Genomic DNA, 16,170 nt, shown 5'->3' on the forward strand with positions numbered 1-16,170 from the left:
GCGCATTTCGGGTTTTGGTGATGCGTGTTAATGGGTTAGGGAAACTATTCCGGTAGCGCACCACGCCTTTTTTCTGACCAAACGGTCGGTTTCCGCTCATCTTCCGCCCTCTTCATAAAGGATTCATCCTTTCCCGGCCGGCTTGGCACGGATTTGGAAATAGCCCGGGTACATTAAAACCCGGGAGGAATTCCCATGAAAAAGACCCTCTTCACTCTGTTGATCCTCACCTTTGCGCTGAGTGCAGCCGCGCAGTACGGAGGATCGGTCATCCACCTGCACCAGTACAACAACAAACGTTTCGCGCTTCGCGTCGACGGCGTGCCGTTCGGATCCGGAGAGCGCAACTATACGGTAACCGGATTACAGCCGGGCTACTATATGCTCGAAGCAACGACATGGTCAGGAAACGGCCATCATGGTCATTACCCTGTTACCAGTTTCATAGGTCAGGTGTACGTGCCCGCGATGACGGAAATGACAGCGCGCATCGAACGTTATAACAACCTCGCGATCCTGTCGTCGGTCAGCATGATCCCCGTACCGGCCTACCCTGCTCCCCACCTGCCCGTGCACAATCCCGCTCCCTGCGCTCCGGTTGTACCGGTATGCACCGGCCCGGTAGCCATGAGCGACTTTGAATTCCAGGATATGCGAGCAGCCATCGCCAGCCGCGATTTCGAAAGCACCCGCCTCAGCATGACCCGTCAATTACTGTCGCAAAGGAATCTGAGCACACGGCAGGTCATGAGCCTGATGCAATTGTTCGACTTCGAATCCAATCGACTGGAAGTGGCCAAGTTCGGGTACTCCCGAACGATCGACCGCAACAACTACTATCAGACTTTCGCGCTCTTCGACTTCGACAGCAGCGTACGGGAATTGAGCCGATTCATGGAAACGTATAGTTGAACCAGTCCCATGGTTCGTTATTGAGTGGTGTGTGTGTAAACCGGGTGCCCGTAAGCACCCGGTTTTTTATTGTACCCGTACATTAAATGAAAAAGCCAGCTTTCGGGCCGGCTTTTCCTATTGAGTTGAGTGGTTGATCAGAAGAGGCCGTTGATCTCGGCGTTGATCTTGTTAACGATCTTGCCCATGTCTTCAGGATTGTCGGCGAAATTCAGGTCGTCGACATCGATGATGAGCAACTTACCCTGCTCATAGGTGGAGATCCATGCTTCGTAGCGTTCATTCAGGCGCTTGAGGTAATCGATCCGGATCGAGTTCTCGTAATCACGTCCCCGCTTGCCGATCTGGTTGACCAGGGTCGGCACGCTGGCACGGAGGTAGATGAGCAGGTCGGGAGGACTGATGAACTTCGTCATCAGGCTGAAGAGCGATTGGTAATTGTTGAAATCGCGGGTGGTCATCAGGCCCATCGAATGCAGGTTCGGCGCGAAGATATTGGCGTCTTCGTAGATGGTGCGGTCCTGAATGACGGTCTTGCCGCTCTGACGGATCTTCATCACCTGCTCGAAACGGGCATTGAGGAAGTAAATCTGCAGGTTGAACGACCAACGCTGCATATCTTCATAAAAGTCGTTGAGGTAAGGATTATCGTCCACGTCCTCGAAATGAGGTTCCCACTTCATGGTTTTCGCCAGAAGATTGGTCAACGTGGTTTTACCTGCTCCGATGTTGCCGGCGATCGCCAGATGAAGCGGCGCAAGTTGCTTCTTGGTAGGCGCGTATTTTTCGGTGTTTTTTTCGGTAGCAGTTGCGCGTGAACCAGAGGTTTTGGTGGAGGTCACTTTCGCTTGATTTTTGGAAGCGGACTTCCGGAGTGTTATAGGCTTTGATGACATGCGAGGAAAATCCGGTTACAGTGTGTGTGTAGAGGGCAAATTAAAATGAATAGATGCTAAGCGCGTCGGTTGTTAATAAATAAAGTTCCTGTTGCTCGAACCGGAAATCCCGGACAGCGCCTTCGTGTGAAGGAAGTACAACGGGATGTTCTTCCAACGTCTTGCGGTTCACCGCGAAGACGGAATCGTTCCGCAAGTAAAGTACTTCTTCACCGATCACCTGAAACTTCCGCACACCCGGAACCGGAAGTGTCTTATCGTAATTACCAAACCGGTCGAATACGAGAATTCCCGCTTCAGGGTCAGCCAGGAAAACGCTCTCCTGCGATTCCAGCAAGGCCATCGGAACAAGGCGCTTACGTAACAACTGGTTCAGATTGCCGCTTTGAAACTGGAGTTGCAGATCCAGACCGATCTTCTTCAATTGGGCATCCTGCAAATCAAAGACCCAATAGCCATCGTTCAATGAGGAGCAGGCCAGCCAGGGCTGCTGGATGTCCAGGTTACGCAAATTAATGGTCGACTGAACCGACAATTGTGTATTCAGCAGGATGATCTGGGCGAAATCAGGATAGAACAGCAGGACCTTCAGGGGATTCAGCGCGTCAACGCCTCGCAGTTCGCCCCGATCAACTTGAGCGAAATTACTCAGCGGCTTGCCTTTCGGATCGAACTTCAACACCTGGTTGCCTACTGTCAGGTAACAATTTCCCAAGGGGTCGGTGGTCACGGTCGCATTTCCGCTCACCGGCAATTGATGCAGCAAGTGAAAATCATCCGCTGGCCGGAATGCACAAGCCGTGAACAGGAACAGGATAACTAAAAGTCGCTTCATGCCTGGATCGGACGCTCCCGTTCGCGCAACAATTGAAGAATCTCCTCTACATGCTGGCGCTCGTTACTCAACCGTGGCACCTTGTGTTGGCCGCCAAGCTTGCCTTTCATCCGCAACCACTCGTGAAAAGTCCCCTGCGGAACCTCCCGGATGACCGGAAAGCGCAAAGCCATATCCCGGTAGCGCTTCGCTTCGTAGTCGGAGTTCAGGGATTTGAGCGCATTGTCGAGAAGTTCCTTGAAATAGTCCAGGTGATCCGGAGACCGCTCGAACTCGATGAGCCATTCATGGGCGCCGTTCTCCCGCTGGTTAAAATAGACCGGCGCTACGGTGTATTCCCGCACAAGGCAGTTCGCCTTCTCGCACGCGATGCGGACGGCCATATCCGTGTTCTCAATGATCACCTCTTCTCCGAACGCATTGATGAATAATCGTGTCCTTCCGGTAATGCGGATCCGGAAGGGATCCAGGGATGTAAAACGTACCGTGTCTCCGATGACATAACGCCACAATCCCGCGTTTGTTGAAATGACCAGCGCATAGTTCCTGCCGATCTCCACGCCCTCGAGTCCGACGGTTTCCGGAAATTCCTTTCCGTACTCTTCCATCGGCATGAACTCATAGAACACTCCGTAATCAAGCATCAACAGCAACTCCTCCGAATTGCGGAGGTCCTGAATACCGAAAAAGCCCTCCGAAGCATTGTAGGTCTCGAGGTAGTGAAAGCTGTCTGCCGGACAAAGTGATCGGAACTGTTCCCGGTAGGGAGTAAAGCTTACCGCTCCGTGAATGAAGAGCTCTAGGTTAGGCCAGACTTCCAGCAAGTTCCGCTTTCCGGTAATTTCCAAAACACGATTGGCCAGCACAGCTGTCCAGGTGGGGACACCGCTGATGGACGTTACGTTCTCCTGAATCGTGGCGCGAGCCATCCGCTCGATCTTCTCTTCCCATTCGTCCATCAGGGCTATGGAAAGATCCGGCGTACGGATCATCTGCGCCCAGAACGGCATGTTCTGCATCAGGATCGCGGAGATATCGCCCGCAAACGCTTCGCTTCCATCTTTCGCAGCCCGATGGCTGCCTCCCAGGGTAAGTCCTTTGCCGGTAAAAATCAGCGTGTCAGGATAGTTCGAACAATAGATACTCAGTAGGTCTTTCCCTCCTTTGTAATGACACTCATCCAGGGCTTCCTGGCTGACGGGAATGAACTTGCTCTTTCCGGCTGTAGTTCCGGAAGATTTGGCGAACCATTTCACTTCCGAGGGCCATAGGATATTCTGCTCCCCTGCCATCAGGCGTTGAATGTAAGGCTGTAAACTGTCGTAGTTCTGAACCGGCACCCGGGATTTGAAATCTTCAAGAGTCCGGATACTTCGGTAATCAAAACGCTGACCCCATTCGGTATGCTTTGCACTGTCGACCAGCCGCCGAAACCATTCCTGCTGCACCTCGATCGGATACTTGAGGAACAGGTCGATCTGGTGCATGCGTTTCTTCATCCACCAGCTGATAAAGGAATTGATAAGCGGCATCGTTCCGGTATTTAATATTCCGAACGTCAGGCGGAAACGGCTTCCATGTCTTTATTGATCTTCTTGACCAAACCTTGCAGCACTTTCCCGGGGCCGACTTCCACGAAAGAAGTTGCGCCATCCGCGATCATGGCCTGGATGGTTTGTGTCCAGCGGACCGGGGCGGTCAATTGCGCGATGAGGTTTTCCCGGATCGCGTTCGTATCGGTAACAGCCTGTGCCGTCACGTTTTGGTAAATCGGACAGATCGGTTCACTGAACGTTGTCGTGCGGATACCTTCCGCCAGCTCGGCTCTGGCCGGCTCCATCAAGGGTGAATGGAATGCTCCTCCTACCGGCAACACCAGTGCTCGCTTGGCTCCGGCCGCTTTCAGCTTTTCGCAGGCTTCGTTGACTCCTTCGATCGTTCCGGAGATCACGAGTTGTCCGGGACAGTTGTAGTTGGCTGCCACGACAATCTGGCCGCCGGCCGATATATCCGCGCAGATCTGTTCTACGACCGCGTCCTCAAGGTTCAGAATGGCCGCCATGGTGGAGGGTCGGAGTTCACACGCCTTCTGCATCGCGAAAGCACGGGTCTTGACGAGTCGAAGGCCGTCCTGAAAGGAAAGTACTTTGTTTGCCACCAGTGCCGAAAATTCGCCCAATGAATGACCGGCTACCATATCCGGCTGGAATTCATCGCCCATGCAAAGCGCATGAACGACCGAATGCAGGAAGATGGCCGGCTGAGTGACCTTGGTTTGTTTCAAGTCTTCATCGGTACCGGAGAACATGATATCGGTAATCCTGAAACCCAGAATTTCGTTGGCTTCGTCGAACAGACGCTTTGCGAGCGCATGTTGTTCGTAGAGCTCCTTGCCCATGCCTACGAATTGAGAACCTTGTCCAGGAAAGAGATAAGCTTTTTTCATAAGGAGGAACGCTAGTGATCGTTGATTCGTCTGGATTCAAATTTAACAAATGCACCCCAAACCACTCCCGAAAAGCGGACAAAAAAAGAGGCCGGATAACCGGCCTCTTTAATAATTTCAAATGAAATCAGTCGCGGCGACCGCCGAAGATGCGGAGCAAGGCGAGGAAGAGGTTGATGAAGTCCAGGTAGAGTGTCAACGCTCCCATGATGCTCAGTTTGGCTGTTGCTTCCGTACCGGCTTCCGTCTGGGTACCGATCTGCTTCAACTTTTGAACGTCATAGGCAGTCAGACCGGTGAATACGATCACCGCAATGAAACTGATCACGTAGCTGAAACCCGGGCTGCGCAGGAACATGTTCACCAGGGAAGCGATCACGATACCGATCAGGGCCATGAACAGGAGCGATCCGAGTTTGGTCAGATCTGTTTTCGTGGTATAACCCAGGAGGGCCATTACACCAAACATGGCGGCACTGATGAAAAAGACCTGATAGATGACCGATTGCGTGTATGCCAGGAAGATGAAACTCAGACTCATGCCCATCAGCACCGAATACACCAGGAACACCCCGGTCAGGGCAGGTACGGACAGGCGGTTGATACCGAAACCCATGAGTAGGACGAGTCCGATCGGAGCGAACATCACGATATAGCCAAGGACCGAAAGACCTCCGCGTTCGGTGTTGATGAGATAGCTCATGTACGACGCGTCCGTGCCGAATACATAAGCGGTGATAGCGGAGATAGCCAGTGCAATTCCCATCCAGGAGAAAACTCCGGAAATGAAACTACGAGAGACCGCCTGCGATGCAGGAGCGGCCGACTGGCCAAAGGGAGAATTCCATTTATTTTCCATTCGTTGAAGATACGGTTTATGGCAGGTTAAGGTTGTTATGGATTTTTTAATTGTTCAGCGCGCATTTTCATCAAATCTCACGCCAAAGTTCCCATTCATGAAAGATTGGCAGCGATCAGTCGGATGAACTCGGAGCGTGTTTTTTCGTTCTCGAATGCGCCGGTAAAAGCGGAAGTGGTGGCAACGGAATTCTGCTTTTGAATTCCCCGCATGAGCATGCACAGGTGACGAGCCTCGATGACGACCGCAACGCCCAGCGGATTCAGGGTTTCCTGAATACAATCCCGTATCTGGGTCGTCAGGCGCTCCTGCACTTGCAGGCGACGAGCGAATGCATCGACGACCCGCGGGATCTTACTCAACCCCACGATATGGCCATTCGGTATGTACGCGATGTGCGCCTTTCCAAAGAACGGTAGCAGATGATGCTCGCAGAGCGAATACAACTCAATATCCTTCACGATCACCATTTGCTGGTATTCGTCTTTGAAAAGCGCTGAACGGAGGATCCCGGCCGGATCCAGGTCATAACCATGGGTCAGGAACTGCATGGCCTTCGCTGCGCGCTCAGGGGTCTTGGCCAGACCGTCGCGTTCCGGCTGCTCGCCTATCCGACGGATGATGTCTTCATAGTCGGATGCGATCTGCTTGACCAGGACCGGGTTGTACTGGTCGATCTTGGCGTAGCCATCCATTTCATTTTCCTCGTGCATATGGGAATCGATCGGCATGGGCGGGTCAATTATCCGAAATACTCAACCGAGTTCTTTTCGGTCTCCTGTAATTTAACACAGTGCAACGAACAGCCGAGCGCATTGATCGGTTGCTGCAATTGTTTCCAGATCTCCATCGCAAGCACTTCGGTAGAGCTTAACTTCCCTTTCATGAAATCCACATCCAGATCGAGGTTTCGATGGTCCACTTTATCCAGGACATTAACCCGGATTATGTTGCTGACTTCTGCCAAATTGGCTACGAAACCTGTTTCCGGGTTCACTTCACCCTTAACAGTGATCCACAAGGTATAGTTATGTCCGTGCCAGTTCGGGTTGGAGCATTTTCCAAATATTTCCAGGTTCTTTTCCAGCGACCAATCGGGCCGTGATAACTTATGGGCGGCGCAAAAGGTCTCTTTTCGGGTAATATAGATCATGACGGGACAAAGGTAGGAAATCATCGGGTGGGCCTCAGCGCCCGGAATCCTGCCCGTTCGTACCTTTGTACCATGCGAATTTTGGTCGTTTCGGCGACCCAGGCGGAAGCCGCTCCTTTGCAACAATTGTTGACGGAACATCCCGTCGATCACGATGTTCAGTATCTGGTTACCGGCATCGGCATGACTGCAACGGCCTATGCCCTCACCCGGTATTTGCTGACGCTTCCCGTCGACCTTGCGCTCAACATTGGGTTGGCCGGGAGCTTTCGACGCGACCTGGAGCCAGGCGCAAGCGTATGGGTCAAAGAAGATCGATTTTCTGATCTGGGCGCGGAGGATGGCGAGACCTTTCTTGGCCTTCGTGAGATGGGATTTACCGACCCTGTGAACGTGTTACCCTATGGGCTTGACCGAATTTCCCCTCCAGCCGGAATCCCCGGAGCGGTTGGCGCCACCGTTAATACGGTGCATGGGAAGGAGACCACCATTCAGGAATTCCGGAACCGGGAACAAGCCGACATCGAGACGATGGAAGGCGCCGCGTTCTATTACGTCTGCGAACGGGAAAAGGTCGCTTCACTTCAGCTCCGCGGCATCTCCAATTATGTGGAACGCCGAAACAGGGCAAACTGGAAAATCGCCGAAGCGCTGACATCCTTGTCGCGTGCAGCACATTACTTTATCGGGAAACTCTGAACATGCGAAAACTTCCTGACGGCACCTTGCAAATCGATCTGGCTTACTCCCCCTGCCCGAACGACACCTTTATGTTCGATGCCCTGGTGAATGGACGGATTGATACCGGCCCCTACCGGTTCGATGTTCATCTGGAAGATGTCGAGACCCTGAACCAAAACGCGTTTTCCGAAAAGCGAGACCTGACAAAGCTATCCTTCTTCGCTTTCGGCAAGGTGATCGATCGTTATATTCTGCTGGATGCCGGAAGTGCGCTTGGAAACGGCGTAGGCCCGCTTCTCATCACCCGGCCGGGCACGAGGCTGCAGCCTGGCGATGAAACGATCGTTGCCATCCCCGGAGAAAACACCACGGCCAATTTTCTGTTCAGCTTGTATTACCCGCATCTTACCAGAAAGCAGCCCATGGTTTTCTCCGCGATCGAAGACGCTGTTCTGAACCGAGCGGTGCATGCCGGTGTCATCATTCACGAGAATCGCTTTACGTACGAACAAAGAGGGCTGGAAAAGATCCGTGATCTTGGAGAGGCCTGGGAACAGGAAACCGGTAAACCGATCCCGCTGGGTGGTATTGTCGCAAAGCGCAACCTGCCCGCAACTGTGCTGCACGACCTGAATCGCCTGATGGCCGAAAGTGTTCGCTACGCATTCGCGCACCCTACAGCCGCCGCCGACTACGTCGCCTGCCATGCCCAGGAAATGGATCCGGCAGTTCGGCAGCAGCACATCGACTTATATGTCAACCCATACTGTGAAAACCTGGGGATAACCGGTCGTGAAGCCATTCGCTACCTGCTGCTAAAAGCGGCTGCCACCGGCATTCTTTCCGTCAACGCCAATGATCAGTTGTTCATCTCCGAGCTGCAACCATCGTTAACGGATAATTCCTGAACTTTGACCTCCACGTCCGACCTATGATCGTCATCACCGGTGCCGCCGGATTCATCGGCAGTTGTCTTGTTGCCCGACTCAACGAAGCCGGGTATAACGACTTGATTCTGGTCGATGATTTCTCCCGCCTCGACAAAATCAGGAATCTCGAAGGAAAGATCTTCAGCCAGAAAGTTGAACGATCGGAATTCCACGACTGGCTGCGGAAGGAACATCGTTTCGTCCAGTTCGTCTTTCACATCGGCGCGCGTACGGATACCACCGAATTCAGAAAAGAGATCTTTGATGAGCTGAACGTTCGTTATTCTCAGGAAGTCTGGAATAATTGCGTTGAATTCGGCCTCCCGCTCGTTTACGCCTCCTCCGCAGCAACATATGGAGCGGGTGAGTTGGGTTACTCGGACGATCATGCGATCGTATCCAAACTACACCCGCTGAACCCGTACGGCGATTCCAAGAACGAGTTCGATCAATGGGCCTTGACACAGGAGCGCGCACCGTACTTCTGGGCCGGGCTGAAGTTCTTCAACGTCTACGGTCCGAACGAATACCACAAAGGACGCATGGCTTCGGTCATTCTCCATGCCTTCCGGCAGATCAACTCCACTGGGGGCATGAAACTCTTTCGCTCGCATCGCCCCGACTTTAAAGACGGTGAGCAGTTACGCGATTTCGTCTATGTGAAGGATGTGACCAACGTCTGCATGTTCCTCATGCAGCACCGCAAGCACCCGGGCTTATACAATCTTGGTTCGGGCAAAGCGCGCACTTTTCTGGATCTGGCGAAGAGCACCTTCAAGGCCATGGGAAAACCGGAGCACATCGAATTCATCGACACGCCTGCCGATATCCGTGACAAGTACCAATATTACACGGAAGCCGATATGAGAAAGCTGCAATCGATCGGGTACGATCAGCCTTTCTATTCGCTGGAAGCGGGCGTCGAAGACTATGTGCGGCAGTACCTGTTAGCCGACAAGACCTGGTAAAATTCCTTAGCGCTTCTTTGCCGGAGGGTTTCCGGTCCGGATATCCATTTCCCGGATGAATCGTTCCGCCTCTCCATATTTGCTGATCACAAATAGGACGTAGCGAATATCACACGAGATGTTTCGGCTGAAGTCGGGTGCAAAATCGTAATCGCTCATCACGCCTTCCCACACCCGGTCGAAATTGATCCCAACCAATTCGCCCCGTGCATTGAGTACGGGCGAACCCGAATTTCCTCCCGTCGTGTGATTGCTGGCCAGGAATGCGACGGGTAGTTGCTCTTCACCCCTTGCAATGGACCGGAGACGCTGCGGGATGCGGTAATCTTCTTCTCCGGTTGCCGCCTTTTCCAGTACTCCCTGCAAATGGGTTTGCCAATGATAGGAAATACCATCCCGCGGTTGAATGGCCTGCACGCTTCCGAAGGTGATGCGCAGCGTACTGTTCGCATCGGGAAAGATGGGTTGTGATCCGGCACGCGTCATGAGGGCCGCCATGTAGGTCCGTTGCCATTGGTTGATTCGCCGCTGGATCAGCGAGGTGGGACGATCGATCTTGTCTGCCTGAAAGGAGCTTACCGATCGGGCGAAGGAGATTGCAGGATCGGTCGACAACAGTGCCCCGAATGCCGGTGTCCAATTCTTCAATAAGGTGAAGAGCGAATCCGGATGGGTTATTATCGAATGTTGGTAAAGCGAATCTACGCCCCGTTCATTGATCCAGCCGCCCTCTCCGAAAGCAGGTGCGCGCAAGTGATCCGGCAAGGCCTGAAAAGTAGTGGCCAACAACCGCCTTGCGACCAAATTATCCAGCGGTGCATGATAGTTCCTGAAAAAGGCTTCCAGATTTTTTACCAGCTTATTCGCCAAACGCTGTTGCGCATCCTTCGATGAGTCGGCTTCTACCGCCTTCAGCAATGGTTGAAACGAAAGGCTGGTGTTCATCAACTCGATCCCGAACAAGCCTTCCGTATAATAATCGGCCGCATGACTGAGCGGCCGCAGTTCACCGTAGGCCAGGTTCAGTTCATCGAGGCACTGCCGGTAGGATGCTGGAAGGTGCTTGTTTCCTGCCAGCCATTGACGGAAGTCCCGCTCCTCCCGTTGTACCCGGGAAAGCGTTTCGTTCCTCCGCATGCCGATGAGTTCTCCTTTCCACTTCTTATAGGCGTTCGCCAGCGTCCGGTTCTTGGCTGCGTACTGAAGACGAACGGTATCGTTCGCACTCATGGCGGCATCCCATGCTGACAGGCGGGCCTGCCGCAAGGCAATCCTGTTCGGATTCGTTTGGTCATAAACGGTCCGGAGTGCGCTGTACGGCAGATAGGCATTGGTCTTACCAGGAAAGCCCACCACCATCGTAAAATCACCTTCCTGCACACCGTTTGTCTGGATCGTAAACCATCGCTTCGGTCGATAGGGAACATTATCGGCAGCAAAAGGAGCGGGCTGATTATCCTTACCGGCGTAGATGCGAAAGACAGCGAAATCACCGGTATGCCGCGGCCATACCCAATTGTCGGTCTCACTACCGAAATTCCCGATGGACTCCGGTGGCGTACCAACGAGCCGTATGTCACGAAACACTTCCGTTACGTATAGAAAATACGCATTGCCCTGATAAGCCGAGCGCACATAGGATGTCAGGCCCGTTTCGGCATTCACCCCTTCGATCAGGATATCAGAAACGGCGCGAACTGCTTTTTCCCGGTCCTCTTCAGACATGGTATCACCGATCGCCTCCAGGACTTGCATCGTCACATTTCTTACTTCCCGAATGAAGGTTACGGTTAATCCGGGACAAGGTAATTCGGCTTCAAGGGAGCGTGCCCAGAATCCGCTGTCGAGGTAGTTCCGTTCCAGTGTACTCAGGGCTTGTATCTGGCTATAGCCGCAGTGGTGATTGGTCAGCACCAGTCCTTGAGATGAGACTACCTCGCCGGTGCAATTGCTTCCAAATTGTACGACGGCATCCTTGAGACTGGATGCATGCTCCTGATATATGGAATCCGGCGAAAGAATCATACCGGCTTTCCTGAGCTGATTTCCAATCGTAGAGGATGCCGATTGCACCATCCACATGCCTTCTCCCGCCCTGGCGGAAAGGATGTTGACCAGTAACAGAATCAGCAGGAAGGAATGGCGTTGTGTAAGCAGCTTCATGGCGGATGGTGATAAAATTACTCCGGCTGGAGTAAATAAAAAACGACCGCTAAGGGCGGTCGCTTTTCGTAAGATCGGATTCTTCAGGCTGTCAGAACTGCATCCAACTCACGGTCGAGCTCGAGGAGGGTCGAACGCATTTTATGCAGAGAGTCGCGGATCGCCATCTTATCGACATAGTCGCCGGAGAAGAGGCTGCCGGCAAACGGCATAGCAGAAGCCTGATCGACGGGTTGATCGAGTAAGGCCGGGGCTTCCTGATCGGGCTCATTCGAACGCTCACGGTGCCGCTGTTCTTTCAACTCTGTTTTTGCCCCTTTGAGGGTGTAGCCCTTCTCCTTTACGAGATGATAGATCTTCCGGAAGTTATCGATGTCCGCCTGCGTGTAAAGGCGATTGCCTTTTTTATTCGTCGCGGGTTTAATGACGTCGAATTCCTTTGACCAAAACCGGATGTGGGAAGTATTGACCTGAAACAGTTGCGCCACCTCACCGATGGTGTAGTACAGCTTCTCGATTTCTTTCTCTTTGTACGGCATTGTTCAGGGTTCTTTTTTTACGAATATAAGACGGTGCGGGGAATTTACAAGGTTCCGGGGAATCGGTTATGAACCGGGGGAAGGTGAAAAACCCTGGCCATTAGGCCATTAGTCGAAAGATTGTCCAGCTTTCGAAGAAATTTCCAGCATCGTCTGATACTCTTCAGGTGTCAAATCGTTGTAGTAATAGTTGACCGGATTGACCGGTTTACCGCCCTTCAGTACCTCATAATGCAAGTGTGGCCCGGTAGAAGTTCCGGTGTTGCCCACATAGCCGATCAAGTCGCCGCGACTGACCTTTTGCCCGGGCCGAACGAGGATCTTGCTCATGTGACCGTACAAGGTCTGGTAACCGAAACCGTGGCTGATGATCACATTGTTCCCGTAGCCGCGTCCGTCGTATTCCACCTTGTTCACCACACCGTTGCCTGTCGCGTGTATCTCGGTCCCAACAGGTGAGGTGAAATCCATGCCGGTATGCATCTTCTCGGTTTTGTAGATCGGATGGATCCGCATTCCATAGCCCGAAGCTACGCGGGTGAGATCCTTGTTCGCTACAGGCTGTATCGCCGGGATGCTGGCGAGCATGTTGTTCTTGTTCTTCACAAGGTCCCAAACCTCGTCGAAGGATTTGGACTGCACATATAATTGTTTCGACAGTTTGTCGATCCGTTTGGTCACATCCACCAGCAACTCTCCGTTGTAATCGGACCGCAGATTACGGTAGCGTTCCGCTCCTCCAAAGCCAGCCTCCCGCACCGACTGTGGGATCGGTTCCGCTTCGAAGATCACCCGGTAGATCGTGTTGTCGCGTTCCTGAAGATCGCCCAAGACAGCCTCCACCTGGTCGGCTCGTTGTTTGAGCAGTTCCAATTGTAAGGTAGATTCTTCCAACTGACGTTTCAGGCGTTTTTCTTTTGGTGAATCAAAGACGTTATAGGCAACCAGCATGATGAGCGCCCCAAACACCACGGCCGTGGCCAGCCAGCCGAAGACGCGGAGGAGTCGCTTCTTCCAACTGACGATGACCCGCTCGTACTTGAGCGTGGAGGTGTTGAAATGGTATTTGATCTTGGCCATCGGCTCGAATCCCTGAAAAGCTGCTTATCTTCGCCTTCCGTTGCAAAGATACGCCCTGAGCGGCTCTCTCCCAACCCAAGCTACATGCTGACTTCCAACGAAATACGCAAGGCATTCCTGGAGTTTTTCCGGGAACGGGGACATCAGATCGTCCCCTCCGCTCCTATGGTGGTCAAGAATGACCCTACCCTGATGTTCACCAATGCGGGCATGAACCAGTTCAAGGATATCTTCCTGGGGAATGCTCCCGCCAAATACAAGCGCATCGCCAATACTCAAAAATGTCTGCGCGTCTCCGGGAAACACAACGATCTCGAAGAGGTTGGCATCGACACGTATCACCACACCATGTTCGAGATGCTCGGGAACTGGTCGTTCGGTGATTATTTCAAGAAGGAAGCGATCGCCTGGTCCTGGGAGTTGTTGACCGGCATCTATAAACTTCCGGTGGATCGCCTGTATGTTACCGTCTTCGAAGGTGACGCGAAAGACAAACTCGCGTTCGACCAGGAGAGCTATGATCACTGGAAAGCGGTGATTGCTGAAGACCGTATCCTCCGGGGCAACAAGAAGGATAATTTCTGGGAAATGGGCGATACCGGCCCATGCGGACCCTGTTCGGAGATCCACATCGACCTGCGATCCGACGAAGAGCGAAAGAAAGTTCCAGGCAAGGACGTAGTAAATACCAGCCACCCGCAGGTGATCGAGATCTGGAACAACGTGTTCATGGAATTCAACCGCAAAGCGGATGGAAGTCTGGAACCCCTCCCGGCACGCCACGTCGATACCGGTATGGGATTCGAACGCCTTTGCATGGCGCTGCAGGGTAAGACGTCGAACTACGATACGGATGTCTTCCAGCCCACGATCCAGTTCATCGCCGCACGCTGTGGGATCCACTATGGCGCTGCCGAGAAGACTGATATCGCCATGCGGGTGATGTCCGACCACATCCGTGCGATTTCCTTCGCCATTGCAGACGGACAATTGCCCTCCAATAACAAAGCAGGGTATGTCATCCGACGCATTCTGCGACGCGCGGTCCGATACGGCTTCACTTTCCTGAATTTCAAAGAACCCTTTCTTAACAAACTGGTTCCGATCCTGGGTGAGCAGTTCAAGGATGTATTCCCGGAATTGAAGGCCCAACAAGACTTTGTTCAGCGCGTCATCCAGGAAGAAGAGACCGCGTTCCTGCGCACACTGGACACCGGTATCCGCAAGTTCGAGGAATACAAAGGCAAGTCCGTGAGCGGCACGTTCGCCTTCGAACTGTACGACACCTTCGGATTCCCGATCGACCTGACGCAGCTGATGGCGCGGGAAAAGGGAATGGACGTTGACATGACCGAATTCCAGCGTTGCCTGGATGAACAGAAAGAGCGTTCACGTGCGGCTGCAGCGGTGGATACCGACGACTGGGTAGTTGTACGGCAGGAAGAAGAGTCGGTGGAATTCGTGGGCTATGACGCGAATCAATGCTCCTGCGAGATTCTCCGGTACCGGAAAGTCAAGGCAAAAAACAAGGAACAATATCAACTGGTCCTGAACCGGACTCCGTTCTATGCGGAAAGTGGCGGCCAGGTGGGTGACACCGGTACGCTGACCGCTGAGGGCGATACCATTCGTATTCTGGATACGCAGAAGGAAAACAACCTGATCGTTCACTTCTGCGACCGCTTGCCCAAGGACCCGGCATCGACGTTCACCGCAACGATCGATGACAGCCGCCGGAAGCTGATCACGAACAATCACAGTGCAACACACCTGTTGCATGCCGCGCTGAAAGAAGTGCTGGGCACCCACGTCAACCAAAAAGGATCGCTGGTCAACGAAGCCGTTACACGCTTCGACTTTTCGCACTTCGCCAAAGTGACCGATGAAGAATTACAACGCATCGAACACCGGGTCAATGAAAAGATCCGGGAGAACATCGCCCTCGATGAGCGGCGCAACGTTCCGGTACAGGAGGCGATGAACATGGGCGCGATGGCCTTGTTCGGCGAAAAGTATGGTGAATTCGTCCGTGTGATCACATTTGACCCCGCATTCTCCCGCGAGTTGTGCGGCGGTACACACGTCAGTGCAACGGGTCAAATCGGACTTTTTAAAATCATTTCGGAAGGAGCTGTCGCAGCCGGCGTTCGTCGGGTCGAAGCCATTACGGCTGGTGCGGCGGAACAATACATGGAAGAGCAACTCCGGCAACTGCACGCTGTACGGGAGGCGCTGAAACATCCGAAGGATGCCGTCGAAAAAGTGAACCAATTACTGGAGGAAAACGCGCGTTTGCAGGAACAGGTTAAGGCGCTCATCGGAGAGAAAGCCCAGCAAGTGAAAAAATCCATCAGCGAACGTGCCCGGACCGTGAATGGACTCCGCGTTATTGCAGAACGCATCGACCTGCCCAGCGCAGATGCGATCAAGGACATCTCGTTCGAGTTGCGCAATCAGTTCGACGACCTTGTGTTCCTTGCCGGAGCCGAGATCGACGGTAAGGCGCATCTGTCGCTGATTCTATCGGACAAGGTGGTCAGTGAAAAGAAACTGAATGCTTCCGCCTTGATCCGTGAACTTGCCAAGGAGATTCAAGGTGGTGGCGGTGGCCAGGCCTTCTACGCTACAGCCGGCGGCAAGCAACCGGAAGGAATCGTGAAAGCGTTGGAGAAACTGACCGGACTGATCTCCTGACCAGCTTCCGAATCC

General features: G+C 53.1%; 15 protein-coding genes. 5 read left to right on the plus strand and 10 right to left on the minus strand.

The features are described from left to right. The first annotated feature begins 195 nt into the window (after positions 1-195). Positions 196-912, plus strand: coding sequence for a DUF4476 domain-containing protein (locus tag IPJ96_12505; GenBank protein MBK7911149.1), 717 nt, complete (start codon positions 196-198; stop codon positions 910-912). A gap of 137 nt (positions 913-1,049) precedes the next feature. Here the strand turns inward: IPJ96_12505 and IPJ96_12510 are convergent, their stop codons facing one another. The 7 genes from IPJ96_12510 to IPJ96_12540 form a co-directional block, all read right to left on the minus strand. Beyond that, a complete protein-coding gene (locus tag IPJ96_12510; protein MBK7911150.1) occupies positions 1,050-1,808 on the minus strand; it encodes a deoxynucleoside kinase in 759 nt (252 codons plus the stop codon). Positions 1,809-1,848: 40 nt separating this feature from the next. After that, a complete protein-coding gene (locus tag IPJ96_12515; GenBank protein ID MBK7911151.1) occupies positions 1,849-2,643 on the minus strand; it encodes a hypothetical protein in 795 nt (264 codons plus the stop codon). Continuing rightward, a complete protein-coding gene (locus tag IPJ96_12520) occupies positions 2,640-4,175 on the minus strand; it encodes a GH3 auxin-responsive promoter family protein (protein ID MBK7911152.1) in 1,536 nt (511 codons plus the stop codon). Before IPJ96_12520 ends, IPJ96_12515 begins: the two co-directional genes overlap by 4 nt. Before the next feature lie 26 nt (positions 4,176-4,201). Continuing rightward, positions 4,202-5,089, minus strand: coding sequence for an ACP S-malonyltransferase (gene fabD, locus IPJ96_12525; GenBank protein ID MBK7911153.1), 888 nt, complete (start codon positions 5,087-5,089; stop codon positions 4,202-4,204). 127 nt (positions 5,090-5,216) lie between these two features. Continuing rightward, complete coding sequence (locus IPJ96_12530) at positions 5,217-5,948, minus strand: Bax inhibitor-1/YccA family protein (protein ID MBK7911154.1); 732 nt, start codon at positions 5,946-5,948, stop codon at positions 5,217-5,219. 95 nt (positions 5,949-6,043) lie between these two features. Next, positions 6,044-6,661: a GTP cyclohydrolase I FolE gene (gene folE, locus IPJ96_12535; GenBank protein ID MBK7911155.1), complete on the minus strand. Its 618-nt coding sequence runs from the start codon at positions 6,659-6,661 to the stop codon at positions 6,044-6,046. Between the two features lie 29 nt (positions 6,662-6,690). Further along, positions 6,691-7,101, minus strand: coding sequence for a 6-carboxytetrahydropterin synthase (locus IPJ96_12540; GenBank protein MBK7911156.1), 411 nt, complete (start codon positions 7,099-7,101; stop codon positions 6,691-6,693). 72 nt (positions 7,102-7,173) lie between these two features. Between IPJ96_12540 and mqnB the strand changes: the two genes are divergently transcribed. From mqnB to rfaD, 3 genes are read left to right on the plus strand one after another with little or no spacing between them, the layout of a single operon-like run. Continuing rightward, positions 7,174-7,800 carry a futalosine hydrolase gene (gene mqnB / locus IPJ96_12545; protein ID MBK7911157.1) on the plus strand — a complete coding sequence of 209 codons (627 nt, stop codon included), beginning with the start codon at positions 7,174-7,176 and terminating at the stop codon, positions 7,798-7,800. Positions 7,801-7,826: 26 nt separating this feature from the next. Then, entirely contained in the window at positions 7,827-8,690 is an 864-nt protein-coding gene (locus IPJ96_12550; GenBank protein ID MBK7911158.1) for a 1,4-dihydroxy-6-naphthoate synthase, read from the plus strand. Between the two features lie 23 nt (positions 8,691-8,713). After that, positions 8,714-9,679 carry an ADP-glyceromanno-heptose 6-epimerase gene (gene rfaD / locus IPJ96_12555; protein MBK7911159.1) on the plus strand — a complete coding sequence of 322 codons (966 nt, stop codon included), beginning with the start codon at positions 8,714-8,716 and terminating at the stop codon, positions 9,677-9,679. Between the two features lie 6 nt (positions 9,680-9,685). Here the strand turns inward: rfaD and IPJ96_12560 are convergent, their stop codons facing one another. The 3 genes from IPJ96_12560 to IPJ96_12570 form a co-directional block, all read right to left on the minus strand. Continuing rightward, positions 9,686-11,842 (minus strand): S46 family peptidase, encoded by a 2,157-nt coding sequence (locus tag IPJ96_12560; protein MBK7911160.1) that lies wholly within the window; start codon positions 11,840-11,842, stop codon positions 9,686-9,688. 83 nt (positions 11,843-11,925) lie between these two features. Further along, positions 11,926-12,381: a MerR family transcriptional regulator gene (locus IPJ96_12565; GenBank protein MBK7911161.1), complete on the minus strand. Its 456-nt coding sequence runs from the start codon at positions 12,379-12,381 to the stop codon at positions 11,926-11,928. 108 nt (positions 12,382-12,489) lie between these two features. After that, on the minus strand, positions 12,490-13,461 hold the full coding sequence (locus IPJ96_12570; GenBank protein MBK7911162.1) for a M23 family metallopeptidase: 972 nt from the start codon (positions 13,459-13,461) through the stop codon (positions 12,490-12,492). A gap of 87 nt (positions 13,462-13,548) precedes the next feature. On the opposite strand from IPJ96_12570, the gene alaS reads away from it, so the two are divergent. Continuing rightward, positions 13,549-16,155 carry an alanine--tRNA ligase gene (gene alaS / locus IPJ96_12575; GenBank protein MBK7911163.1) on the plus strand — a complete coding sequence of 869 codons (2,607 nt, stop codon included), beginning with the start codon at positions 13,549-13,551 and terminating at the stop codon, positions 16,153-16,155. Positions 16,156-16,170: the final 15 nt, after the last annotated feature.

The organism is Bacteroidota bacterium (genome assembly GCA_016713765.1).
Lineage (GTDB): Bacteria > Bacteroidota > Bacteroidia > AKYH767-A > 2013-40CM-41-45 > Pollutiaquabacter > Pollutiaquabacter aromativorans.

Excerpts from the sequence above, each read along its gene's own strand:
- IPJ96_12505 (MBK7911149.1), top strand. The coding sequence starts at position 196 with ATGAAAAAGACCCTCTTCACTCTGTTGATCCTCACCTTTGCGCTGAGT.
- IPJ96_12510 (MBK7911150.1), bottom strand. The coding sequence starts at position 1,808 with ATGTCATCAAAGCCTATAACACTCCGGAAGTCCGCTTCCAAAAATCAA.
- IPJ96_12515 (MBK7911151.1), bottom strand. The coding sequence starts at position 2,643 with ATGAAGCGACTTTTAGTTATCCTGTTCCTGTTCACGGCTTGTGCATTC.
- IPJ96_12520 (MBK7911152.1), bottom strand. The coding sequence starts at position 4,175 with ATGCCGCTTATCAATTCCTTTATCAGCTGGTGGATGAAGAAACGCATG.
- fabD (MBK7911153.1), bottom strand. The coding sequence starts at position 5,089 with ATGAAAAAAGCTTATCTCTTTCCTGGACAAGGTTCTCAATTCGTAGGC.
- IPJ96_12530 (MBK7911154.1), bottom strand. The coding sequence starts at position 5,948 with ATGGAAAATAAATGGAATTCTCCCTTTGGCCAGTCGGCCGCTCCTGCA.
- folE (MBK7911155.1), bottom strand. The coding sequence starts at position 6,661 with ATGCACGAGGAAAATGAAATGGATGGCTACGCCAAGATCGACCAGTAC.
- IPJ96_12540 (MBK7911156.1), bottom strand. The coding sequence starts at position 7,101 with ATGATCTATATTACCCGAAAAGAGACCTTTTGCGCCGCCCATAAGTTA.
- mqnB (MBK7911157.1), top strand. The coding sequence starts at position 7,174 with ATGCGAATTTTGGTCGTTTCGGCGACCCAGGCGGAAGCCGCTCCTTTG.
- rfaD (MBK7911159.1), top strand. The coding sequence starts at position 8,714 with ATGATCGTCATCACCGGTGCCGCCGGATTCATCGGCAGTTGTCTTGTT.
- IPJ96_12560 (MBK7911160.1), bottom strand. The coding sequence starts at position 11,842 with ATGAAGCTGCTTACACAACGCCATTCCTTCCTGCTGATTCTGTTACTG.
- IPJ96_12565 (MBK7911161.1), bottom strand. The coding sequence starts at position 12,381 with ATGCCGTACAAAGAGAAAGAAATCGAGAAGCTGTACTACACCATCGGT.
- IPJ96_12570 (MBK7911162.1), bottom strand. The coding sequence starts at position 13,461 with ATGGCCAAGATCAAATACCATTTCAACACCTCCACGCTCAAGTACGAG.